At 62.7% G+C, this 22,618-nt stretch carries 22 protein-coding genes; 15 read left to right on the top strand and 7 right to left on the bottom strand.

All coding sequences use genetic code 11. From position 1 onward, the window contains the following. The first annotated feature begins 40 nt into the window (after positions 1 to 40). From AOC05_RS03710 to AOC05_RS03745, 8 genes are all read left to right on the top strand, one after another. Positions 41 to 1,369: a M50 family metallopeptidase gene (locus AOC05_RS03710; protein WP_062005790.1), complete on the top strand. Its 1,329-nt coding sequence runs from the start codon at positions 41 to 43 to the stop codon at positions 1,367 to 1,369. A gap of 92 nt (positions 1,370 to 1,461) precedes the next feature. Further along, positions 1,462 to 2,106: a MarR family transcriptional regulator gene (locus AOC05_RS03715; protein WP_062005792.1), complete on the top strand. Its 645-nt coding sequence runs from the start codon at positions 1,462 to 1,464 to the stop codon at positions 2,104 to 2,106. A 27-nt stretch (positions 2,107 to 2,133) separates the two neighbouring features. Then, a complete protein-coding gene (locus AOC05_RS03720; RefSeq protein ID WP_062005794.1) occupies positions 2,134 to 2,640 on the top strand; it encodes a hypothetical protein in 507 nt (168 codons plus the stop codon). 9 nt (positions 2,641 to 2,649) lie between these two features. Continuing rightward, positions 2,650 to 2,943, top strand: a complete 294-nt coding sequence (locus AOC05_RS03725) for a YciI family protein (RefSeq protein WP_062005796.1) — start codon at positions 2,650 to 2,652, stop codon at positions 2,941 to 2,943. Positions 2,944 to 3,071: 128 nt separating this feature from the next. Beyond that, positions 3,072 to 4,235, top strand: a complete 1,164-nt coding sequence (gene ispG, locus AOC05_RS03730) for a flavodoxin-dependent (E)-4-hydroxy-3-methylbut-2-enyl-diphosphate synthase (protein WP_062009302.1) — start codon at positions 3,072 to 3,074, stop codon at positions 4,233 to 4,235. Continuing rightward, positions 4,189 to 5,085, top strand: a complete 897-nt coding sequence (locus AOC05_RS03735; protein WP_186759254.1) for a GNAT family N-acetyltransferase — start codon at positions 4,189 to 4,191, stop codon at positions 5,083 to 5,085. The genes ispG and AOC05_RS03735 overlap by 47 nt, the downstream gene beginning before the upstream one ends. Positions 5,086 to 5,196: 111 nt before the next feature. Continuing rightward, positions 5,197 to 7,224: an FAD-dependent oxidoreductase gene (locus tag AOC05_RS03740; RefSeq protein WP_062005798.1), complete on the top strand. Its 2,028-nt coding sequence runs from the start codon at positions 5,197 to 5,199 to the stop codon at positions 7,222 to 7,224. Positions 7,225 to 7,227: 3 nt separating this feature from the next. Next, a complete protein-coding gene (locus AOC05_RS03745) occupies positions 7,228 to 7,749 on the top strand; it encodes a PadR family transcriptional regulator (protein WP_062005799.1) in 522 nt (173 codons plus the stop codon). Positions 7,750 to 7,753: 4 nt separating this feature from the next. Here AOC05_RS03745 and AOC05_RS03750 read toward each other — a convergent pair whose 3' ends face one another. Genes AOC05_RS03750 through AOC05_RS03765 form a run of 4 tightly spaced genes read right to left on the bottom strand, consistent with a single transcriptional unit; the run spans position 7,754 to position 10,220 of the window. After that, positions 7,754 to 8,029, bottom strand: a complete 276-nt coding sequence (locus tag AOC05_RS03750; RefSeq protein WP_062005801.1) for a hypothetical protein — start codon at positions 8,027 to 8,029, stop codon at positions 7,754 to 7,756. Then, positions 8,026 to 8,742, bottom strand: a complete 717-nt coding sequence (locus tag AOC05_RS03755) for a TetR family transcriptional regulator (protein ID WP_082357740.1) — start codon at positions 8,740 to 8,742, stop codon at positions 8,026 to 8,028. Before AOC05_RS03755 ends, AOC05_RS03750 begins: the two co-directional genes overlap by 4 nt. Before the next feature lie 6 nt (positions 8,743 to 8,748). Then, positions 8,749 to 9,492: an ABC transporter permease gene (locus AOC05_RS03760; protein WP_082358122.1), complete on the bottom strand. Its 744-nt coding sequence runs from the start codon at positions 9,490 to 9,492 to the stop codon at positions 8,749 to 8,751. Between the two features lie 8 nt (positions 9,493 to 9,500). Next, positions 9,501 to 10,220, bottom strand: coding sequence for an ABC transporter ATP-binding protein (locus AOC05_RS03765; protein ID WP_261388251.1), 720 nt, complete (start codon positions 10,218 to 10,220; stop codon positions 9,501 to 9,503). A 324-nt stretch (positions 10,221 to 10,544) separates the two neighbouring features. Here AOC05_RS03765 and AOC05_RS03770 point away from each other — a divergent pair, with 324 nt between their 5' ends. The 3 genes from AOC05_RS03770 (at position 10,545) to AOC05_RS03780 (ending at position 13,665) form a co-directional block, all read left to right on the top strand. Next, positions 10,545 to 10,769 (top strand): hypothetical protein, encoded by a 225-nt coding sequence (locus tag AOC05_RS03770; RefSeq protein ID WP_062005805.1) that lies wholly within the window; start codon positions 10,545 to 10,547, stop codon positions 10,767 to 10,769. Between the two features lie 157 nt (positions 10,770 to 10,926). Further along, on the top strand, positions 10,927 to 12,720 hold the full coding sequence (locus tag AOC05_RS03775; protein ID WP_062005807.1) for a proline--tRNA ligase: 1,794 nt from the start codon (positions 10,927 to 10,929) through the stop codon (positions 12,718 to 12,720). Between the two features lie 144 nt (positions 12,721 to 12,864). Then, positions 12,865 to 13,665: a sulfite exporter TauE/SafE family protein gene (locus AOC05_RS03780; RefSeq protein ID WP_062009308.1), complete on the top strand. Its 801-nt coding sequence runs from the start codon at positions 12,865 to 12,867 to the stop codon at positions 13,663 to 13,665. A gap of 32 nt (positions 13,666 to 13,697) precedes the next feature. Here the strand turns inward: AOC05_RS03780 and AOC05_RS03785 are convergent, their stop codons facing one another. From AOC05_RS03785 to AOC05_RS03795, 3 genes are all read right to left on the bottom strand, one after another. Beyond that, positions 13,698 to 14,690, bottom strand: coding sequence for an aminoglycoside phosphotransferase family protein (locus tag AOC05_RS03785; RefSeq protein WP_062005809.1), 993 nt, complete (start codon positions 14,688 to 14,690; stop codon positions 13,698 to 13,700). Between the two features lie 17 nt (positions 14,691 to 14,707). Continuing rightward, positions 14,708 to 15,439 (bottom strand): VIT1/CCC1 transporter family protein, encoded by a 732-nt coding sequence (locus AOC05_RS03790; RefSeq protein ID WP_062009310.1) that lies wholly within the window; start codon positions 15,437 to 15,439, stop codon positions 14,708 to 14,710. Positions 15,440 to 15,544: 105 nt separating this feature from the next. Next, positions 15,545 to 17,260 (bottom strand): DUF4439 domain-containing protein, encoded by a 1,716-nt coding sequence (locus AOC05_RS03795; protein WP_157374890.1) that lies wholly within the window; start codon positions 17,258 to 17,260, stop codon positions 15,545 to 15,547. Between the two features lie 168 nt (positions 17,261 to 17,428). Between AOC05_RS03795 and rimP the strand changes: the two genes are divergently transcribed. The 4 genes from rimP (at position 17,429) to infB (ending at position 22,534) form a co-directional block, all read left to right on the top strand. Then, a complete protein-coding gene (gene rimP / locus AOC05_RS03800) occupies positions 17,429 to 18,058 on the top strand; it encodes a ribosome maturation factor RimP (protein ID WP_082357743.1) in 630 nt (209 codons plus the stop codon). A 2-nt stretch (positions 18,059 to 18,060) separates the two neighbouring features. Next, positions 18,061 to 19,032, top strand: a complete 972-nt coding sequence (nusA, locus tag AOC05_RS03805) for a transcription termination factor NusA (RefSeq protein WP_062005814.1) — start codon at positions 18,061 to 18,063, stop codon at positions 19,030 to 19,032. Between the two features lie 194 nt (positions 19,033 to 19,226). Next, positions 19,227 to 19,433: a YlxR family protein gene (locus tag AOC05_RS18715; RefSeq protein WP_231687174.1), complete on the top strand. Its 207-nt coding sequence runs from the start codon at positions 19,227 to 19,229 to the stop codon at positions 19,431 to 19,433. A 191-nt stretch (positions 19,434 to 19,624) separates the two neighbouring features. Next, on the top strand, positions 19,625 to 22,534 hold the full coding sequence (gene infB, locus AOC05_RS03810) for a translation initiation factor IF-2 (RefSeq protein WP_062005816.1): 2,910 nt from the start codon (positions 19,625 to 19,627) through the stop codon (positions 22,532 to 22,534). The last annotated feature ends 84 nt before the right edge of the window (positions 22,535 to 22,618 follow it).

The raw sequence follows: 22,618 nt of genomic DNA on the forward strand, positions 1-22,618 counted from the left end.
CTGTTGAAATGCCGGGAAATATGTAGCTAGAAAGTTCACTGTGACTGTATTGCTTTTCATCGGTGGCGTACTGTTCGTCGCCATTGGAGTGGCCCTTTCCATCGCCCTGCACGAGGTGGGACACCTGCTGCCCGCCAAGCTCTTCAAGGTCCGGGTCACCCGGTACATGATCGGTTTTGGGCCCACCATCTGGTCCCGGACCAGGGGCGAGACCGAATACGGAGTCAAGGCTATTCCGGCTGGCGGCTACGTCGCCATGGTCGGCATGTACCCGCCCAACCCTGCCGACGGCAGCGTGCGCCCCTCGAGCACCGGCATGTTTCAGACCCTCGCCACCGAGGCCCGCAGCATGGCCCACGAGGAGGTGGGACCGGAAGACGTCAACAGGGTGTTCTACAAGCTCCCCGTGTGGAAGAAGATTGTCATCATGCTAGGTGGCCCCACCATGAACCTGCTCATAGGAATCGTCCTTATGGCCGTGTTGCTGATGGGATTCGGGACTGCGCAAGCTACCACCACGCTGGCCGAGGTCAACGCCTGCCAGGTTGCCTACGGCCAACCTGCCCCCACCGACCTTTCCAACTGCACCAAGACGCCGGCCGCCGCTGCCGGATTGCAGCCTGGGGACACCCTGAAAACCTTCGACGGCAAGGCCGTCACCAGCTGGGCCGAGCTCACTGACTGGATCCGCGCGTCCGCAGGCAAGCAGGTGCAGATAAGCTACCAGCGCGGTTCCGAAACCAAGACCACCTCGGTCACACCCGTTCTCACCGCCCGCCCCGTAGTGAACGCCAACGGCACCGCGGCAGTTGACGCCGAAGGAAAGGCTGAAACCGTCCAGGTTGGTTTTATGGGCATGGGCCCTAGCTCGGCCATGGTCCCGGAGCCGGCAAGCGCGGTTCTTCCCGCTGTGGGCAAGAACATTGTCCAAGTGGGCGGCATCGTCTTCCAGCTGCCGCAGAAGCTGGTGGGAGTGGCCCAAGCGGCCTTCAGCTCGGCCCCGCGCGACCCCAATGGACCTATTTCTGTGGTCGGCGTGGGCCGGGTGGCCGGCGAGGTCGCGGCCATGGAACAGGTACCCCTGAGCTCGCGCATCGCCACACTCATTGGCCTGTTGGCCGGGGTGAACCTTGCCTTGTTTGTCTTCAACTTGATCCCGCTCCTGCCGCTGGACGGCGGACACGTCCTGGGCGCCCTTTACGAAGGTGTCCGGCGTTTCGCAGCCAAGCTGTTCAAGAAGAAGGATCCGGGTCCCTTCGACATCGCCAAGATGCTGCCGGTGACTTACGTTGCCGCGACGCTTCTGATGGTCATGGGGGCGTTGCTGATCTACGCGGACATCGTCAAGCCGGTCAACCTCTTCGGTTAGTCCTCGTACCGGCAACGCCCAGCGGTGCATCCGACACCGGCGATCATCTTGAAATAGTTGATTCATTGAGATCAACCGATTATGGTTAATGTATGTTTGTTCTCACCATCGACCAGCGCGGCAGCCGCACCGGCAAGGACAGGGTCCCTGAACTCCTGGCAGCCTTGGCTCACATTCCGACCAGGCTGGCTTTTGAACGCACCGTGGGAGATGAAATTCAGGGGCTGTTGGAGAGCCCGGCAGCCGTTGTCGAGGCCGCCCTGTGTGCCCTGCGCTCCGGACACTGGCATGTGGGGATTGGAATCGGCGAGGTAAATCTGCCCCTGCCGGCCAGATCGCATGAGGCGGCCGGCGGTGCCTTTCTCGCTGCCCGGGAAGCCGTGGAAAGGGCCAAAAAATCCGGTGAACGGGTCCCCTTGTGCGTGCGCGTCGAAACAGGGGCGGAAAAAGAAGTAGAAGCAGAAACAGAAGCCGCTGCGGCCGAAGCCGTTCTGGTGCTTATCGGGGACTTGGTGCGCAAGCGTTCCGCGTCGGAGTGGCGGGTGGTGGACGCGCTCGTGGCAAGTCCGGCCCCCCGCCAGATCGATGTGGCCCGGGACCTGGGCATCAGCCCCCAGGCAGTCAGCAAGGCCGTCCTGCGGGCGGGCTGGGTCGAGGAACAAAACGGTGCTCTGGCGGCCCAGCTCCTGCTATCTCGGTGTGGACAGAGGCAGTGTCAGGGCCTCCCGCTAAGCTAAAAGCCAACGACCACAAGGAAGGGTTCCGTGGAAGCACTATGGATTGCGCTGACAGTGGTGGTGGCCTGCTTTGGGGGCTGGCCCGTGACCGCCGGAATCCTCAGGCTCTCCCAATCACATACTGTGGCAGCCATTGAGCTGTCCGAAAACAACCAGCAGTTCCCAAATCAGCAACCCGAAAACGCGCAGGACCCGGCCGCGGACAGCACCGCCGAATTCGAGACAAGTGCCGGTGTCACAGCCCCCGGGCTTGAGCCGACAGAGGCGGAAAGCTCACCACCTACCGCCTCACCCCACGCCGGGGTGTTGCGCGGGGGACTGCTGATCGGAATGCTCGAACGCGCCGCCGTCGTGCTGGCCATCCTGAGCAACCAGCCGGTGGCCATTGCCTACGTTGTGGCCATCAAGGGGCTGGGCCGGTACCCGGAGCTGAAAGGTGCCCCGGCTGCCAGCGAACGGTTCATCATCGGCACCCTGGCCTCCCTGCTTTGGGCGGCGGCCGTCACGGTGCTTGCCAAAGTGCTCCTGCTATAGGGTGAAGTCATGAGTATTTTTGCTGTTGAATATGTTTATGGTCCCGAAGCTGAAGCCGAGCGCACCGAACACCGCCCCGCGCACCGCGCATGGTTGGTGGAGCAGGCAGCAGCCGATGTGGTGTTAGCCTCAGGGCCCTACGGTGACGGAGCTGGTGCGTTGCTGATCTTCCAGGCTCCCGATGAAGCCACGTTGAACGAGATTCTGAAGCAGGATCCCATGAATCTTGGTGGCGGAGTGACAGGGCTGAAAGTCTCGGCATGGAAACCAGTCATCGGGCAGTTCAGCAAATATATGTCGTAGGCCTCATTCCAGACGCCATTGTGGCGAACCAGCTTACAATTTAGAACAGATGATGCGGAAACTTTGTTGTGGCACCACCCAAGGGTTGCTGCGGACGCTTCATCAAAAAGATCTTCAAGGAGCACATTTTGACCTCGGTCAGCCTCGGAATGCCGCCATTGCCACCGCCTGTCCTCACGCCCCGGCGCAAAACCCGGCAGATCAAAGTCGGTTCGGTGGGTGTTGGCTCCGACTCGCCCATCAGTGTGCAGTCCATGACCACCACGAAGACCACCGACATCAACGCCACGCTGCAGCAAATTGCCGAGCTGACAGCATCCGGCTGTGACATTGTCCGGGTGGCTTGCCCGGCGCAGGATGACGCGGACGCACTGCCCATCATTGCCAAGAAATCGCAGATTCCGGTAATCGCGGACATCCACTTCCAGCCAAAGTACGTCTTTGCCGCCATTGAGGCAGGCTGTGCCGCGGTACGCGTGAACCCGGGCAATATCCGCAAGTTTGATGACCAGGTGAAGGAAATTGCCAGGGCCGCCAAGGACCATGGTACCTCCATCCGGATCGGTGTGAACGCCGGCTCTTTGGAGCCCTCCATCATGAAGAAGTACGGCAAAGCCACGCCGGAGGCACTGGTGGAGTCGGCCATGTGGGAGGCGTCCTTGTTTGAGGAGCACGGCTTCCACGACTTCAAGATCTCCGTCAAGCACAACGATCCTGTGGTCATGGTGGCCGCGTACGAGATGCTGGCCGAGCAAGGTGACTGGCCACTGCACCTGGGCGTCACCGAGGCCGGCCCCGCCTTCCAGGGCACCATCAAGTCCGCCGTCGCCTTCGGGGCGCTGCTCTCCAAGGGCATCGGCGACACCATCCGTGTGTCCCTCTCCGCTCCTCCCGTGGAAGAGATCAAGGTGGGCAACCAGATCCTGCAGTCGCTGAACCTGCGGCCTCGCAAACTGGAAATCGTCTCCTGCCCATCCTGCGGCCGCGCCCAGGTGGACGTGTACAAACTGGCCGAGGAAGTCACCGCCGGTCTGGAAGGTATGGAGGTGCCGCTGCGCGTCGCCGTCATGGGCTGCGTTGTCAACGGGCCAGGCGAGGCTCGCGAGGCTGACCTAGGAGTTGCCTCCGGTAACGGCAAGGGACAGATCTTTGTTCGCGGCAAGGTCATCAAGACCGTCCCTGAGGACCAAATTGTTGAGACACTTATTGAAGAAGCGATGAGAATTGCCGAGGAGATGGAGTCTGATGCCGACAATTCGCTCCAGGGTGGCCCCGTGGTTAGCGTCTCGTAAAACCCCTGACCCGGGACCGGTGCGCGTCCTTGTCCACGAGGACACGGATGCGCTCCGGGCCTTGATCGCGCGCGATCCCGTGGCCAACGTCTTCATTGCTGCGTTGCTGGGACCGGGCGGCAGTGCAGTGCCCAGCCAGCCCGGAACGGTGATTCTGGGTTTTTTTGAGCACGACGGCGAGGACTTGGACGGCGCTTGCTGGGTGGGATCCAATGTGGTCCCCATCGAAGCATCAGCTGCCCACAGCGCATATTTTGGCCGGTGGCTTGCCACCCATTGGACAACGCACGCCTCCATCTTTGGCCCGGCAGAGGCCGTGTTGGGCATTATGGCCGAGCTTGCCAACGTTGGTATCAGGGCACAGGAAGTCCGGGCCAAGCAGCCGTTGCTGATTATGGACAAGCCGTCCCCGTTACCGTCCAACCCGGCCCTGACAATCAGCCGGAGCGGACAGTTTGAGGAGATTCTCCTGGCAGCTGCAACCATGTTTGAGGAAGAAGTGGGTTATTCGCCCTTCCTTGGCGGTGAGGAAAACTACCGGCGCAAGGTGGCCTGGCTGATCAGCAGGGGCCACTCCTTCAGTCACTGCGAACCCAATGGTGAGGTCATTTTCAAGGCTGATCTCGGGGCCGTTGCCGGCATGGCAACCCAAATTCAGGGTGTGTGGTTGAACCCGCGGTACCGCGGTCTTGGCCTCAGCGCCGGCTATATGGCCGCCGTCGTCAATCTTGCCCTGGCCCTTGCCCCGGTGACCAGCCTTTATGTGAACGACTTCAATCTCCGGGCGCGGGCCGCCTACGCCAAAGTTGGGTTTGAGCAGGTGGGTACTTTCGCCACTGTCCTGTTCTAGCCCACCCCACCGTTGAGGGGGCAGATCACCCCCGGGAAATTGGGGGTGATCTGCCCCCTCAACGGATTTTGCGCTACGCTTATGCAACTTGTTGCGCAAAGGAGCGTCTAAATGTCCGCTGATAGCTATCCTCACCTGTTCTCCCCCCTGGATCTGGGTTTCACCACACTGCCCAACCGTGTGTTGATGGGCTCCATGCACGTGGGGCTGGAGGAACGCCCGGGCGGTTTTGCGCGAATGGCGGAGTTTTACGCCGAGCGGGCGCGCGGCGGTGTCGGCTTGATGGTCACCGGCGGCGTTTCGCCCAACGACGCTGGGCGGCCCATGAAAGGTGGAGCCAAGATCAGTACGCCCAAGGAAGCTGCCGCGCACGTGGTCATCACGGAGGCGGTCCATGCCGCCGGCGCCAAGATCGCCCTGCAGCTGCTGCACTTTGGCCGCTATGCCGCCCACGCGCACTTGGTGGCACCCAGCGCCGTGCAGGCCCCGATCAGTCCGCTGACGCCGCATCCGCTCAGCGTCGAGGAGGTAGATCAGACCATTGAGGACTTTGCCTCCGCGGCCCGGCTGGCCCAGGGTGCCGGATACGACGGAGTGGAGATCATGGGCTCCGAGGGCTACCTCATCAATGAATTCGTCGCCGAACGGACCAACCACCGCACCGACAAATGGGGCGGGTCGTATGAAAACCGGATGCGCTTCCCGGTGGAGATCGTCCGCCGCACCCGTGAACGAGTCGGGAAGAACTTCATCATCATCTACCGGCTCTCGATGCTTGACCTTGTCGAAGGCGGGTCCACGCTGGCTGAAGTCATCCAGTTGGCCCAAGCCGTTGAGAAGGCCGGCGCCACCATCATCAACACCGGCATTGGCTGGCACGAGGCCCGCATCCCCACCATTGCCACGTCCGTGCCGCGTGCCGGTTTCGCGTGGGTGACCAAAAAGGTCATGGGATCAGTGGGCATCCCGCTGGTCGCCACCAACAGGATCAACACGCCAGCTGTCGCCGAACAACTCCTGGCCGACGGCACGGCAAACATGGTCTCCATGGCGCGGCCTTTCCTGGCCGACCCTTTCTTCATGCGCAAAGCCCAGGAGGGCCGCAGTGATGAGATCAACAGCTGCATTGCCTGCAATCAGGCCTGCCTTGACCACACTTTTGTGGGCAAAACCTCCTCCTGCTTAGTCAACCCGCGGGCCTGCCACGAGACCGAACTAGTCATCCAGGACGCGGCGCGGCCCAAGAGGCTTGCCGTGGTCGGTGCAGGTCCGGCCGGACTGGCTTTCGCGGTCACAGCGGCCGAACGAGGCCACCACGTGACACTCTTTGAATCGGCCGATGAGATTGGCGGCCAGTTCAACATAGCCAAGCAGATTCCTGGTAAAGAGGAATTTCAGGAGACCATCAGGTACTTCAACCGGCAAATCCAGCTACGCGGCATTGAGCTGCGCCTGAACACCCGGGCCACGGCCGAGGGCCTGCTGGGTGAAAGTTTCGACGAGGTGGTGCTCTCCACTGGCGTCGTGCCCCGCATACCGGAGATCGACGGCGTCGACCACCCCAGCGTGCGCAGCTACCTGGACGTGGTGCGGGACAAAAAGCCGGTGGGTGTCAACGTGGCCATCCTGGGCGCGGGCGGCATCGGATTCGATGTGGCCGAGTACCTCACCGCCCACGGAACCAGCGCCACGTTGCTTCCGGAAAAGTTCTATCGGGAGTGGGGGATCGATCCGGACTATGCCCGCGCCGGCGGCCTGGCCCAGCCCGAACCCGCCATCCCTGAACGCCGGGTGGGCTTGTTTCAGCGCAAGGAGACAAAGGTGGGTGCCGGTCTGGGCAAGACGACAGGCTGGATCCACCGCACCGAGCTCAAGGCCAAGGGAGTCCAGATGGTTCCGGGCGTGGAATACCACAAGATCGACGACGCCGGGTTGCACCTGCGCATCAACGGCACCGACACGGTTATTGCCGTTGACACCGTGATCCTGTGCACAGGCCAGGAACCCCAGCGCGAACTCCAAGAAGCGCTGGAAGGTGGCGGCGCCGTCGTCCACCTCATCGGCGGGGCCGACGAGGCGCGCGAACTGGATGCCAAGCGGGCCATCGACCAGGGCACCCGGCTGGCCGCAAGGATCTAACCCATGTCACTGCCCCATGCGTTGCTGACCTCGCTCCTGGAAAAACCCTGCACCGGGGCCGAACTGGCACGGCGCTTCGATAAGTCCATTGGCCACTTTTGGCACGCTACCCACCAACAGATCTACCGTGATCTGGGCAAGCTCGAAGCAGGGGGACTGATCGCCGCACGCGGTTTGGCGACGGCACGGGGGAGCCAGCGGCACTTTGACGTGCTGGCGCAGGGGCGTGCCGAATTGGAACGATGGAGCGCCCTGGAAGCGGATCCGCAGCCCATGCGGGACGCACTTTTGGTGCGGCTTCGGGCGGCGGCAGCGCTGGGGAGCGTGGATATTGCCGCCGAAATCCGGCGCCACCAGGGCCTCCACCAGGTGGTGCTGGAAGAATACCGGGCCATTGAGGCACGGGATTTTCCGCCGGGAATGGCTGTTTCCAGATCAGCTGAACTGCAGTTGGCCGTACTTCGGGCGGGCATCTTCTTGGAGGAGGCGTGGCTGGCCTGGTGCAAGGACACCCTGGCTGGCTAGGCGGCTAAAAACCGCTGGCTTCATCCTGCGCCGCAGCTTCCGCGGCCACCTGGGCGGAGGCGTCCGCCAGCATGGAGGCGGCCTTGCCGAGGACGGGCGCGTAGGAGGACCGCCAGGCATGCCTGAACACGAACGCATCCGCACCCTCCCACCGCAAGTTGGTTGAAATGCGGGCGCTGAGATCGTTCTGGACAGCAGTCAGCCGGCGTTGGGCCGCCTGCAAGTCGCGGCCAAATTGGCGCAACTCCTCGGGGTCGGCGCCACTTCGACGCTGCGTCATGCTCTCTCCCGCGATTGCCTAATATCACCAACCTCCACAGTAGAGGCGCCCGCGGCGGTACGGCCATGGGGAGAGCTACCCATCCCAGGTGCCACCGGCCCCTTGCTGGCATCCCCGGGAAGGGGGCCGGTGAGGCTGGCTTGCAGGCTCGGGGCAAACCAGGCCACCAATTCGTTGTGCGTTGCAGAGGCCAGCGGCTCCAGCCGCAGCAGGTAACGGGCCATCATCAAGCCCATGACGGTGCTGGCCACCAGCGAGCTGCGCAGGGCCAGCACGTCCTCATCTCCTGGTAGGCCCGCAACGGTCCTGGGCAGGATGCGGTTGACCACGGCAACCCTGACCAACGAGCCATGGGTGGTGGATGCTGTGGCGCTGCGCAACAAAGCTACCAAGGCTGCTTGCGCGGGGGAGTCCCACAGTGTCAGCAAGGCCCTCAACAGTGCCTCGCCACGTTCGGCAGGGGGCGTCCCGCTGACCTCACTGAGCACCTCGTCGGGATCCGCCGGCAACGCCACGCAGGCGTTGAACAAGTCATCCTTGCCCGAAAAATAGTGGTGAACCAAGGCCGGGTCGACCCCCGCGTCGCGGGCAATCTCACGCAGGCTCGTTGCGGCGAAGCCACGCTCGGCAAACAGCTTGCGTGCACTGGCCACGATCAGCTCCCGGGAGGTGGATCGCCCCTGCCGGCGGCCGCGCGCCGGTGAGGATGTCATCGGGAACTAGGCCGTCCGGCGTCGTAATGTCAGTGACGCCAGAAGTAGCACGGCCACAACGAAGGCGGCCACCACCACCAGGTCCGTGGCCAAGGTTCCGGTGGCATCTGCATGGGCGGCGACCTGCTGCAAACCGTCTACGGCGTAGCTTAGGGGCAGCACATTGGCGATGGCCTGAAGGACGGTGTTCATCTCGGATCGGGCAACGAAGAGCCCGCACAGTAGGATTTGTGGGATCACCACCACCGGCATGAACTGGACGGCCTGAAATTCGGTGGTGGCAAAGGCCGAGCACAGCAACCCCAGCGCCACGCCGAGAACCGCAGTCAGCACCGAGATCAGTACCACCCAGCCACCATTGCCTTCGATACTTATTTTGAACACCCAATAAGCCACGGCCGTTGCCACCAACGCTTGCAGGGCCGCCATGATGGAAAACGCCAGTGCGTAGCCAAAGAGCAGATCGCCCTTGTGGATGGGTGTTGTCAGCAGCCGCTCCAAGGTGCCGGAGGTGCGTTCACGCAGCATGGTGATGGAGGTGATCAAAAACATCACCACGAACGGGAAAATGCCCAGCATCATCAAGCCCACACGGTCAAAGGTGCGAGGCATGCCCGGTGGCAGCGTCTCATTTTCGTACAGCCAATACACCAGGGCCAACAGCACGGCTGGGACCACCAGGATCAAGCCAACACTGCGTGGATCATTCCTGAGCTGTTGCAGGACCCGCACACAGGTCGCCCACATCATCAACACGTTCATGAGGCTTCTTCCCGGACACCGGGGGAGTGGAGTTCCTGGTCTGCCAGGATGAGCCGCAGGAACGCCAGCTCAAGGTCCGGGGTATCGCCGCGCTGGCGTAGCTGAGCCGGAGTGAGCTGGGCCAGCAACCTGCCTTCGCGCAGCAGTAACAGCGAATCGCAGTGCCCTGCCTCCTCCATGACGTGGCTGGAAATGACCAAGGTGGTGCCTGCGGCTGCCATGGCCGCGAACTTGGTCCACAGATCGGCCCGTAACACCGGATCCAATCCGACGGTTGGCTCGTCAAGGAGCAGCAGCTTGGGCTTGGACACCAGGGCGCAGGCCAGGGAGACCCGGCTGAACTGCCCTCCCGAGAGGTCCTCGGCCCTGCGTTTGGCAACACCGCCTAGTCCGACGGCGTCCACCGCCTCCAGCGCGTCGGCCCGGCTGCAACCGTGCGTGGCCCCGAAATAGTGCACGTTGTCCACCACACTCAAGTCCTTGTAGACGCTGGCGGCCTGGGTGACATAGCCGACGTCGTGCCGCAAACTGGCATCCCCGGCCGGACGTCCCAGCACGTTCACTCGGCCGGAGGTGATTTTCTGGACCCCCACCAGCGCCCTTATCAAGGTGGTCTTCCCGCTGCCGGAGGGTCCCAGCAAACCGGTGATACGGCCTTCGGGAATGTTGAAGGTGAGATCCTTCAGGACGTCCTGCTTGCCCCGGTGAATGCTCAACGCCGCGACGCTGACGCACGGAACAATGGCCGAAACGGGGGCGGCGGGGGCCGGGGTGGTGGGGGGCTGGTGTGGGTCCGGAAGGGCTGCTCTGTGCGACACAAGCGACTCCAAGTGGATGTAGGAATTCATCACATGATGAATTAAAGCTAGTCCCGTGGCCAGCCCATGTCTACGTTTTTCGGTGGCGGCGGCCCGGTGGGACCCGGCCAGGGGAAATGCTTGAAGTGCCGGGCATATTCGCATAGCTTGGCAATGGACGCGCCACCTGGCACGCCAGCCACAGATGTGGAACCTGTGAACGCCTACGAAAGGAATCGCGACATGGCAGTTTCGGTTAATTTGGCCAAAGCACTTGACAAGGAATTCGAGGACAAGTCCCTGAAAGAAATTCTTGATGCGTCCCCTGCCGCGTTGGCGGGCATTACTGATGCCAAGGCTGCAGCCCTGCAGGAACTTCTGGGAATCAAGACCATCCGTGAACTGGGCAGCAATAAGTTCTTTGCCGTGGCTGGCGTGCTTGTGGCGTTGGAAGGCAAGGCAGGCTGAGATTTGAGTTCGGCACCGGCCCGATCCCTGCCCGTCAACGTGGCAGGGATCGGGTCGGTCAGGGCGCGTGCGTCGTACTTTTGCCTCAACCGGTAGATTAGTACATGCCCGCCTTTTGGTGGCGGGCGATCAACTGCTCAAGAAACGGAAATTTCGCGTGGCTCTTCGCCTTTCCACACTCTTCCTACGCACTCTGCGTGAGGACCCCGTCGACGCCGAAGTGGACAGCCACAAGCTGCTGCTGCGCGCCGGCTATATCCGCCGCGCCGCCCCCGGCATCTACACGTGGCTGCCATTGGGCCTGCGCGTGCTGCGCAAGGTCGAGGCCATTGTGCGCGAAGAGATGGATGCCATGGGCGCCCAGGAAGTCCACTTCCCGGCGTTGCTGCCCAAGGAGCCTTACGAAATTACCAACAGGTGGCTGGAATACGGCGACGGCATCTTCCGCCTGCAGGACCGCAAAGGTGCCGACTACCTGCTGGCCCCCACCCATGAGGAAATGTTCACGTTGCTGGTCAAGGACCTGTACTCGTCCTACAAGGACCTGCCCCTGAGCATTTACCAGATTCAGAACAAGTACCGCGACGAGGCCCGGCCGCGTGCCGGATTGCTCCGCGGCCGTGAGTTCATCATGAAGGACTCCTACTCTTTTGACATTGACGACGCCGGACTCGACGCCAGCTACATGGCTCACCGAGGTGCCTACTTGCGTATCTTTGAGCGCCTGGGTCTGGAAGTCATCCCCGTGGCCGCCACCGCCGGCGCCATGGGCGGATCCAAGAGCGAAGAGTTCTTGCACCCCATGGCTATCGGCGAGGACACGTTTGTGCGCTCCGCCGGCGGATACGCCGCGAACGTCGAGGCTGTCACCACCGTGGTGCCCGACGATATTGACTTCAGCAATGCTCCGGCCGCCGTGGTTCGCGACACCCCCGACACTCCCACGATTGAGACCTTGGTGGCAGCTGCCAACGAGCTCGCGCCGCGCGCCGAGGGCCCTTGGACCGCAGCCGACACCTTGAAGAACGTTGTGCTGGCCATCGACCTGCCCACCGGCGAACGCCAAATTGTTATCATCGGTGTCCCGGGCGACCGTGCCGTTGACTTCAAACGCATCGAAGCCAACATCGGCGCACACCTGAGCGTTGGCGGCGAAGTGGGTGTCGAAGCAGCCAGTGAAGCTGACCTCAAGAAGCATGGCGGCCTTATCAAGGGCTACATGGGCCCGGGCCTGAGCCTTGACGCGGCCGTTCTGGGTGCCGAGGCATCCACCAAGCTGCTGTACCTGGTGGATCCCCGCGTGGTTTCTGGCACCAGCTGGATTACGGGCGCTAACATCGACGGCAAGCACGTGTTTGGCCTCGTCGCCGGGCGCGACTTCACTTGGGACGGCACCATCGAAGCCGTGGAGGTTCGCGAGGGTGACCCCGCCCCCGACGGCTCCGGCCCCCTCGAAGCAGCCCGCGGTATTGAAATGGGCCACATCTTTGCCCTGGGGCGCAAGTATGCCGACGCCCTGGGTCTGAAGGTGCTTGATCGCAACGGCAAGCTCGCCACCGTCACCATGGGCTCCTACGGCATTGGTGTCACCCGCGCTGTCGCTGCCTTGGCGGAGTCGAACCACGACGACAAGGGCCTGGTCTGGCCCGCCGCCGTAGCCCCCGCGCACGTTCACGTCGTGGCCGTGGGCCGCGGCGAGGAGATCTTCGAGGCTGCGGCGCAACTGACAGCCGACCTGGAGGAGGCCGGGCTGGAAGTCATCTACGACGACCGTCCCAAGGTTTCCCCCGGCGTGAAGTTCGGCGACGCTGAACTTCTGGGCGTCCCCACCATCCTGGCCGTGGGCCGCGGTCTTGTGGACGGTGTCGTGGAAATCAAGAACCGCGCCACGGGCGTTGCCGTAGACGTCCCGGTCGCCGAGGCCGTGCAGTACATCCTCGACCAGAGGTAACCACCACCGGCGCGAGGAGCTGCGGGGCGCAGCCCCTCGCGAGCAGTAAGATTTCTCGACCGTTCCTCGTTCCTGGGCCCGTGCGTGGAAATCCATCCTCGCTCCGGGGCTGTGCCCCTCCGCCCACGTTCCGTTGAGGTGAACTTGATTTCCGGTTTCGAAGATATCACTACTGCCACAATTCTGTTGATCATTGTGGCAGGCTTTGCCGCGGGCTGGATTGACGCCGTGGTGGGTGGGGGAGGGCTGTTGCAGCTGCCGGTGGTGCTCATGATCCCCGGCATCACCCCGGTCCAGGCTCTGGCGACCAACAAGATGGGCTCCATTTTCGGCACGGCCACCAGCTCCGTCACCTACTACAAGCGCGTCAAACCGGACTTACGCACGGCCTTGCCCATGGCCGCCGTCGCACTGCTGGGCAGCCTGGGCGGGGCCGTGGTGGCGACCATGCTGCCGGGCTCGGTTTTTAAGCCCATCATCGTCATCGCACTGGTTGCCGTGTTGGCCTTTACCGCCTTCAAACCCAGCATTGGTGAACTGACGTCGCTGCGACATTCCGGGAGAAAGCACTATGTTGTTGCTGTGTGCATTGGCGGGCTGATTGGATTTTACGATGGCCTGATCGGGCCGGGCACCGGATCCTTTCTGGTCATCGCCATGGTCAGCCTCATGGGCTATGCGTTCCTTGAGGCCAGCGCAAAGGCCAAGATCGTCAACTTCGCCACGAACGCCGGGGCGCTGACGTTTTTCCTGCCCAATGGGTCCCTGCTGTGGGGGATCGGGTTGGTACTTGGCGCCGCGAACATGGCCGGTGGCTACCTTGGTGCCCGCACAGCCGTGAAACAAGGCAGCAAATTCATCCGCATCGTGTTCCTTGTGGTCGTGGCCGCCCTGATCATCAAGCTCGGTATTGATGTCTGGAACGAGAACATCCTCGGGGGCTAACGTCTAGGAAGCGTTGGGCCAGCAGCCGGTGATCAGCCCAGGATTTTCAGATCGCGCGCAGTCGGAAGCCCGGGCATGGTCCGCCCGGCCATGGTGCTGGCAACCCACAAGGAGCGTTGGGCGTCGCCAAGGTGCCCGGGCGTCTCCAGATACCGGAGCGAGTTCTCCACTTCCCGCACCACAGCCCATTCGGCGGCGATGGACTCATCCAGGCCCGCGGCAGCGCAAAGATTCCGTGCACGACGCCGCAGCCCGGCTTCTGCGTTGAGCGCGGGCAGGTCCCCGAGCCGGTTCCAGAGGCACGGGGCCACCGCGAATTCGGCGTCACCAATCTGGGCTTGTGGGTCAATGGCGAGGTAGCCGGTGCCGTCCAGGGCTGCCAGGATGTTCAGGTAGTGCAGGTCTGTATGGACTAAGACATCCTGTGCCCGACGACGGGAAACAGCTCCCCGTGTCTGGCACACCTCAAGGGCTGCCTCGAGCAGCCACCGCGGAAAAGGCCGGTTGAGGTCTTCCCAACGGGCAGGCAGCTCATCCGAAAACTGTTCAGCTGTGGCGGCGATGTGTGGAATCTGCGCCCAGCCGTCACGCACATCCGGGGCAATACTCAGGCGGCGAACCAGCGAGCCCCACACCTGCTCTGCCTCATCCAGGGGAACCGCTTGCAAGGACTTGTGCGCGTCGAGGCGTTCAATGACCATGGAGCAGCTGTCGGTGTCGTACTCCAGGATCTGCACCATCCCGTGTCCGTTCCACAGCCTCAGCGCGACTGGTTCCAGCAAGGCCTCCTCAAACGGGAAGGCGATCTTAAGGGCAGCGGGGCCGCCGGAGGAGGTCAGCACGGGAATCACGATTCCGGTGTGTCCGTTCCACGGCTGCCCGCCAGCGGGAAGGTCTACGCTCAAATGCCAGCGGAGCAGCGCGGCGGATATCAGCGCCGGAAGCGCCGCCAGCCAGTCCCGCCCCTCACGGCTACGGGCGTGCCGTGAGTACAAATCGGGGGGGATTCCAACTCTGCTGGGCATATCGGTCAGTTTATCCGCTAACCCACCAAACCGCTGGCCCCAAGCAGCTTGCCAATGGCGAATGTTGCCGCCAAGGCCAAGGCACCGCCAAGCACCACCCTGGTGGCTGCGCGCAGCTTCGAACCTCCACCGATGGCGGCGCCGATCCAGCCGGTGATACCCAGTGCGGCCAGAACCACTACAAAGGTGACAGGCACCCGCACGGTGGCTGGCGGGAGCAAGATGGCAAGCAGGGGCAGGATGGCGCCCACGGTGAAAGCGATGGCTGAGGCAAACGCCGCATGCCAGGGGCTGACGACGTCGTCCTCACCGAAGTTCAGTTCAGCAGCCAGATGTGCGCCCACGGCGTCGTGCTCGGTGAGCTCGGCTGCCACCAGTTCTGCAGTGCCCCGGGTGAGGCCCTTATTCTCATAGAGGCTGGTCAGGATCGCGAGGTTCTTTTGCGGCGCCACGGCAAGTTCGTGGCGTTTTTGCGCGATCATGTGCTTTTGGCTGTCGCTCTGGCTGCCCACCGAAACATATTCGCCCAGGGCCATGGAAATCGCGCCGCCAACCAGTGCCGCGATTCCAGCGGTGAGGATGGGCCCGGAGCTCGCTGTGGCGCCAGCAACACCGACCACGACGGCCGCGACCGACACGATGCCGTCATTGGCGCCCAAAACGCCGGCCCGCAGCCAGTTCAGGCGCTGGGCAATGGCGCCGGAACGTGGCGGCTCCGAGTGGGTCAAGAGATCCTGTGCATGTTTCATGGAATAAGCAAACCACCAGCAATTTTCCACGGCCAGCAAGGTGAGGATGTCCTCGTTGAGGCAAGCCTTGACTTAGTTTGACACCTAGATGATGAGGCCTTGCGGCTACGGGGTGCTGACGGCGGCAGCCGTTGGTGCGGCGGGGACTGGCTCGGCAATACCGGGCAGGGCTCCTACTGTCCCACCCCAGGACTGCTGATTGAGTGCGGATCCGAGCAACCAGCTCACAGATAGTTCACGCAGCTGTGAAACCGTGGCAGGAGATTCCTGGGGGGCAGCCCCAGCCGTTTCCGGTGACCCATCCCGGAGAGGCTTGCTGAGAGCGGCCGCGTCGCCATAGACGAGAGTGAGCTGTCCCTCGAGCTCGGCCAGGGCCAATTTCGGGGCGGCAGTGAAGGCACCATCGAGCACATATCCGGGGACGGGAACTGTCTGGGGCAAGCAGCGCAGGACCAGTTCACGGTTCAACAGGACCAGCCTTTGTTGGTGTTCGGCCAAGAGTTCTACAGATTTGCTGAAATCCGGCTGGTGCAGGCGTGTGGCGGCTACCTGATAGGCGAAGACCGCCTTTTGCTCGCCTTGCGCGGCGGCGATGAGCGCAGCGTCGGAGCTGACGCCCGGCTGTGGGGTCAACATGGTGTTGCACACTTGCGCGGCTGGCGCCTCGTGGCCGGCGGCGGCGGTGAGCAGGAAAGTGGAAGTAGGAACGGGCACGCCGTTTGCCTGGCTGATCGCCGTGGCCGCCAGCAACTGGCTGGTACCCGTGGCGGCAAAGGCACGTCCCATGGAGCCCTCCGCGCTCACAGCAGCGCTCAACAAGATGTTGGCATTGGCCGTCAGCGCCGTGACAAAGCCAGGGATGGTTGCCGCGACGGCGCTGGTTGTGGGGGTTGGCGCGACGGACGGGGTGGGCAGGCCATCGGCAAGGGCTGCGATCTGAATTTCCAAGGCAGCCGCCGTGGACGCCAAAAGGTTTATGTTGGTTTCGCTTGCAGCGGTGCGCCCGAGCTCCTGAGCCGTTTCCAGTAAGGCTTTGGATTCGATCCACGCGTGCTGGCGCGTGATTTCGGTGGCATTGGGCCCATCGGTGGGAGCGCCCTGACCGGTGACAACGGTGCCCATGCCGATGACCACGGCGGCAATGGCGGTGAAAAAAAGGAATCCGCGCAGGTACGACCAGAACTTGTTGCGCATCCTGGGCGGCTTCCCGGCCCGGGCAGCCGGCCGGGATTCGGGATCTTCCACACCGGCGGCTGCGGCGGGGGACACCGGATCCGGCACCGGTACGGGGACGACGCCGTCGAGTACTTTCTGCTCCGCAAGTCGCCTCTCGCGCCTCGAGGTCGGGGCGGTGTCAAGGGCAGGCTCCGGGGCAAGCGGTTCCGCTGCAACGGTGGCATCGAGTGCGGGCTCAGCAACGGCATTGACGGGCTCGGGTTCCTCGGTCGCAACGGCATTGACGGGCTCGGGTTCCTCGGTCGCAACCGCACTGACAGTCTCGGGCTCCTCGGTCGCAACCGCACTGACAGTCTCGGGCTCCTCGGTCGCCTGACTGGTAGCGTCAGGTTGGGCCACGGATACAGCGACCGCCGGGGTTCCGCCGTCATCAGGGCGTGTGGGGGAAGCAGGTGTGAGGAGCAGTCCGTTGGCGCCTAAAATCAGCAGTGCGGAGCCTGCGGTTGCGGTCGCGGGGGCGCCTGCGGGGGAGGACACCCGCCGGCTGCCAGTTCGCCGCGGCTTCACGGAAGCGGTCGGAGGCATTGCGGTGCCGTGGCCGGGGGTGTCAACGGGAGGCTCAACCGAGGAACGCGAATTAGTCACAACTGTTGATAGTCTCACGTTCGGCCATCGTCACGCACACTAAGACGGCCCATTCCCCTTGTTGCGAGCCCCGATGCGTTCTTACTCACAGCAAAAACGTTCAGCGGCAGGTGGATAGACTCGGTAGTCTATATATTTACAACATCATTTAAGGGAGGCGGGCGTTCAATGACCAAGCCGGATAGGCCCAAAGCGGCCCGAAGCTCGGGGAACTTTCATCAGCCCGTCGACCCCATCGCGGAAGCGCAGCGGCTTCTGGCCTTGTTGACGCCCACGGTTGAGGCGGCCGGGCTCTTCCTAGAAGACGTTAAAGTCCAGATGGCCGGGGCGCACCGCACGGTCTCCGTAGTGGTGGATCTGCCGGAGACTGAAGTTGGCGGCGTCGGTCTCGACGCAATCTCGCAGGTCTCCAGGGCACTCTCGGAAACCATGGATACCGATCCCCACGACGACGGCCAGCCGTACGACCTGGAAATTTCCTCACCCGGGGCAACCCGGCCGCTCACTGAGCCGCGCCATTGGCGCCGCGCCTTGGGACGGATGGTTAAGGTCAACGCCATTGACAGGGAAAACCTGATGGGGCGCATCCTTGCGGTGGAGGATGACTCAGTGTTGTTGAAGCCGGAAATCCCCGTGAAAAAGGGTATGAAAGCCAAACAAGGCGAACCCGAAAAGTTGCTGTTTACAACCATTCGCCGCGGCGTGGTGGAGATTGAGTTTGCTCGCCTGGATGAGGCCGAGCTTGATTTGGAATTTGAGGCGGCCGGCGGCGACGCGGCCGATGGAGAGGATAGCTGAGCATGGATATCGATATGAGCGCGCTGAGAGTACTGGAGCGTGAACGCGAGATCCCGTTGGATCTGCTGATCCCCACCATCGAGCAGGCACTGCTGATGGCCTACCACAAGTCACCGGGTGCCTTTGAGCAGGCGCGTGCCGAGCTTGACCGGAAAAACGGCCATGTCACCATTTGGGCAGTCGAAATTGATGACGACGGCGCGCAGATCGGCGAGTTTGATGACACGCCGGCAGGATTTGGTCGCATCGCCGCCAGCACGGCACGCCAGATCATCTTGCAGCGCCTGCGCGACGCCGAGGATGAAATCGTCCTCGGAGAATTCAAGGGCAAGGAAGGCGAACTTGTCGCCGGACAGATCCAGCAGGGCAACAACCCGAACATGATCCAGGTCAACCTAGGCGCTGTTGAAGGCGTGCTGCCTCCCAATGAGCAGGTCCCCGGCGAGAACTACCGCCACGGCAACCGGCTGCGTTCCTTTGTAGTTGAGGTACGCCGTGGGCTCAAGGGCCCCTCCATCACCCTTTCACGCTCGCACCCGGGACTTGTCCGTAAACTCTTCGAGATGGAAGTTCCGGAAATTGCCGACGGCACGGTCGAAATCGTCGCCCTGGCCCGTGAAGCCGGCCACCGCACCAAGATGGCTGTCGTGGCACACAAGCCCGGCGTCAACGCTAAGGGTGCGTGCATCGGCGAGATGGGTTCACGAGTCCGTGCCGTCATGACAGAGCTCAACGACGAAAAGATCGACATCGTTGACTTCAGTGAAGATCCGGCAGCTTTCATTGCTAGTTCACTCTCACCCTCGAAAGTGATTTCAGTCACTATCGTAGATGGGGACTTGCGTTCGGCCAGGGTGGTTGTGCCCGATTATCAGCTATCTTTGGCCATTGGCAAGGAAGGCCAGAACGCCCGGTTGGCTGCCAAGCTCACCGGATGGCGCATCGACATCGTCTCCGACGCCGCCGCCGAATAGCTAAGCGGCACGTCAAGGCGGTAGAATGAAAGTGATCGAGCCTAAGGGCTGCGTGTAACTAATTTTCGTAAGGCACCGCACAGTTGCTAAAGATTGAAGTTGAAGCGGGAAATGAAACCCTCGCATCGCCAAGCTCTGTGCGTACCTGCATTGGTTGCAAGCGAACTGCCGCTCGGGAACATCTAGTACGGCTTGTGCGATCAGCCAGCGAAACCGGTGAACCGGAAGCGCTGGTTGATTTACGACGTCGTATGCCTGGCCGGGGAGCATGGCTGCACCCCAGCCCTGACTGTTTGCAGCTGGCGATCAAACGCCGCGCCATTGTTCGAGCCCTTCCGGGTGTGGGCAATGTTAGCGATGTGGAATCGCAGCTTGCGGAGCTGTCATGCGAAGGCACCTGAAAAATACGAACCGACATTGTCCCTTTGTGAAAGCGGGTCAGAAAACCGATGGAAACCCGATGAGTACCCAGCGATGAGTGCCCAAAAATGAGCATCAACATGCTCTTTCACGCCGCCCATTCCGACATGGAATGTTGCAGTAAGAATTAAGCGGTTCGTACCTGTCCGGTGCGGGCCGAGACAGGAGAAATGTGGCCAAGGCCCGCGTCCACGAGCTTGCAAAAGAGCTCGGTATCACCTCAAAAGAAGCAGTTAGCAAACTCCAGGAACTCGGCGAATTCGTTCGTTCGGCTTCCTCCACCATTGAGGCCCCCGTCGTGAAGAAGCTTCGCGACGCATTCCCCGGTGCCCCTGCGGCACCCGCATCCACACCTAGCCCTGCCGCACCGGCAAGCCCGGCCAAGGCGAAGACCGTAACGGCACCAACGCCTGCTGCGACCGCGCCTGAGAATCCCGCTGCAGCGGAAAAGACCACTGCGGCCCGGGCAGCAGTTCCCGGTCCCAAGGCAGCAACGCCTGCCAAGCCCGGCCTCAAGCCGGCACCGGCCGCAGCGGTTGCCGAAGCTCCGGCAGCGCCGGCACCTGTTGCTGCTGCTCCGGCTGCGCCTGCCCCGAAGGCTGCGCCGAGCGCCGGCGGTCCCCGCCCCGGCAACAACCCCTTCGCTTCCTCTCAGGGCATGCCGCGATCCGGGCGCCCCGAGCGTGGCGAAAACCGTAGTGAGAACCGTACCGACGCCCCTCGTCCCCCGCGCCCCGCAGGCGCTGGGGCAGGTGCCCCCCGGCCCGGCAATAACCCGTTTGCCCCGTCGCAGGGCATGCCGCGTCCCGGTGCCCCGCGCAGTGCTGAAGCTGGCACTGGCGGTCCCCGCCCCGGTGGCCCGCGCCCCGGAGCGCCCCGTCCGGGTGCCCCGCGTCCAGCAGGCGCCCCCGGTGCTGGTGGACCCCGTCCTGCAGGTGGCGCTCCGCGTCCCGGTGGTGCGGGCCGTCCGACTCCCGGCATGATGCCTAACCGCACCGAGCGCCCCGCGGCACCCGGCCGTGGCAATGACCGTCCCGGCGCTCCGGGCCGTGGCCGTCCGGGTGCTCCCGGTGCTACTCCCGGTGCAGCCCCGACAGGAGCTCCCGCAGGTGGTGGCTTCGGCAAGGGTGGCCGCGGTCGCGGCGGTACCCAGGGTGCTTTCGGTAAGGGCGGCGCAGGCCGTGGCAAGCAGCGCAAGTCCAAGCGTGCCAAGCGCCAAGAACTAGAGCAGATGAGTGCTCCTTCGCTCGGTGGCGTGTCGGTTCCCCGCGGTAGCGGCACCACCGTTATCCGCTTGCGCCGTGGTGCGTCCATCTCGGACTTCGCCGACAAGATTGAGGCAAACCCGGCAGCGCTGGTGACGGTTCTGTTCCACCTCGGTGAAATGGCAACTGCCACACAGTCACTGGATGAAGACACCTTCGCCTTGTTGGGCACCGAGCTGGGCTACAAGGTCCAGGTCGTGTCCCCCGAGGATGAAGAGCGCGAACTGCTCAGCAGCTTCGACATCGACTTCGAAGCCGAACTTGAAGCTGAAGGCGACGAAGACCTTGAAGTTCGTCCCCCGGTTGTCACTGTCATGGGCCACGTGGACCACGGTAAGACACGTCTGTTGGATGCGATCCGCAAGTCGGACGTTGTTGCTGACGAGCACGGTGGCATCACCCAGCACATCGGTGCCTACCAGATCGTGCACGAGCACGAAGGTACAGATCGCAAGATCACCTTCATTGACACCCCTGGCCACGAGGCGTTCACCGCCATGCGTGCCCGAGGTGCCAAGGTCACCGATATCGCCGTGTTGGTTGTCGCAGCGGACGACGGCGTCATGCCGCAGACCATTGAGGCGCTCAACCACGCCCAGGCTGCCGGTGTTCCGATTGTGGTCGCCGTGAACAAGATCGATAAGGATGCAGCCAACCCGGAGAAGATCCGTGGCCAGCTGACCGAGTACGGTCTGGTTCCGGAAGAATACGGTGGCGACACCATGTTCGTTGACGTATCAGCACGTAACAACATCAACATCGAGGAACTCCTCGAAGCTGTGCTGTTGACCGCTGATGCTGCCCTGGACATGCGAGCCAACCCGAACAAGGATGCCCGCGGTATCGCCATTGAGGCGAACTTGGACAAGGGTCGCGGTTCCGTGGCCACCGTCCTGGTGCAGTCGGGTACCTTGCATGTCGGTGACACGATCGTTGCAGGTACCGCCCACGGCCGTGTTCGCGCCATGTTCGACGAGAACGGTGACGTCATCTCCGAGGCCGGCCCGTCGCGTCCGGTCCAGGTACTGGGCTTGTCCAACGTTCCCCGTGCAGGTGACACGTTCTTCGTCACAGGGGACGAGCGCACCGCTCGCCAGATCGCTGAAAAGCGTGAAGCTGCCGATCGCAACGCCGCCCTGGCCAAGCGTCGCAAGCGCATCAGCCTGGAAGACTTCGACCAGGCCGTTGCTGACGGGAAAGTTGACACTCTTAACCTCATCCTCAAGGGTGACGTTTCCGGTGCCGTTGAGGCCCTGGAAGACTCGTTGCTCAAGATCGATGTTGGCGAAGGTGTGGCGCTGCGCGTCATCCACCGCGGTGTGGGTGCCATCACGCAGAATGACGTCAACCTTGCCACGGTTGATAACGCCATCATCATCGGCTTCAACGTCAAACCGGCCGAGCGTGTTGCCGAACTGGCTGACCGCGAGGGCGTTGATATGCGCTTCTACTCGGTCATCTATGGCGCCATCGATGACATTGAGCTGGCTCTCAAGGGCATGCTCAAGCCCGAGTACGAGGAAGTTCAGCTGGGTACCGCGGAAATCCGCGAAGTATTCCGCTCTTCTAAGCACGGCAACATCGCCGGTTCCATCGTCCGTTCCGGCACCATTCGCCGTAACTCGAAGGCCCGAGTGCTCCGTGGCGGCAAGGTCATCGGTGACAACCTCACCGTTGACTCGCTCAAGCGGTTCAAGGATGACGCCACCGAAGTCCGCACCGACTTCGAATGTGGTATTGGTTTGGGGTCGTTCAACGACCTGCAGGCCGAGGACATCATCGAGACGTTCGAGATGCGCGAGAAGCCGCGCGTCTAACCGTTAGCTGAGCCGGCCAGGCGTCCATATGGGCGCCTGGCCGGCTTTGTATTCCCTAGGATGGTATCGGACCATCCCTTCAGC

Origin of the sequence: Arthrobacter alpinus (genome assembly GCF_001294625.1) — a bacterium.
Lineage (GTDB): Bacteria > Actinomycetota > Actinomycetes > Actinomycetales > Micrococcaceae > Specibacter > Specibacter alpinus_A.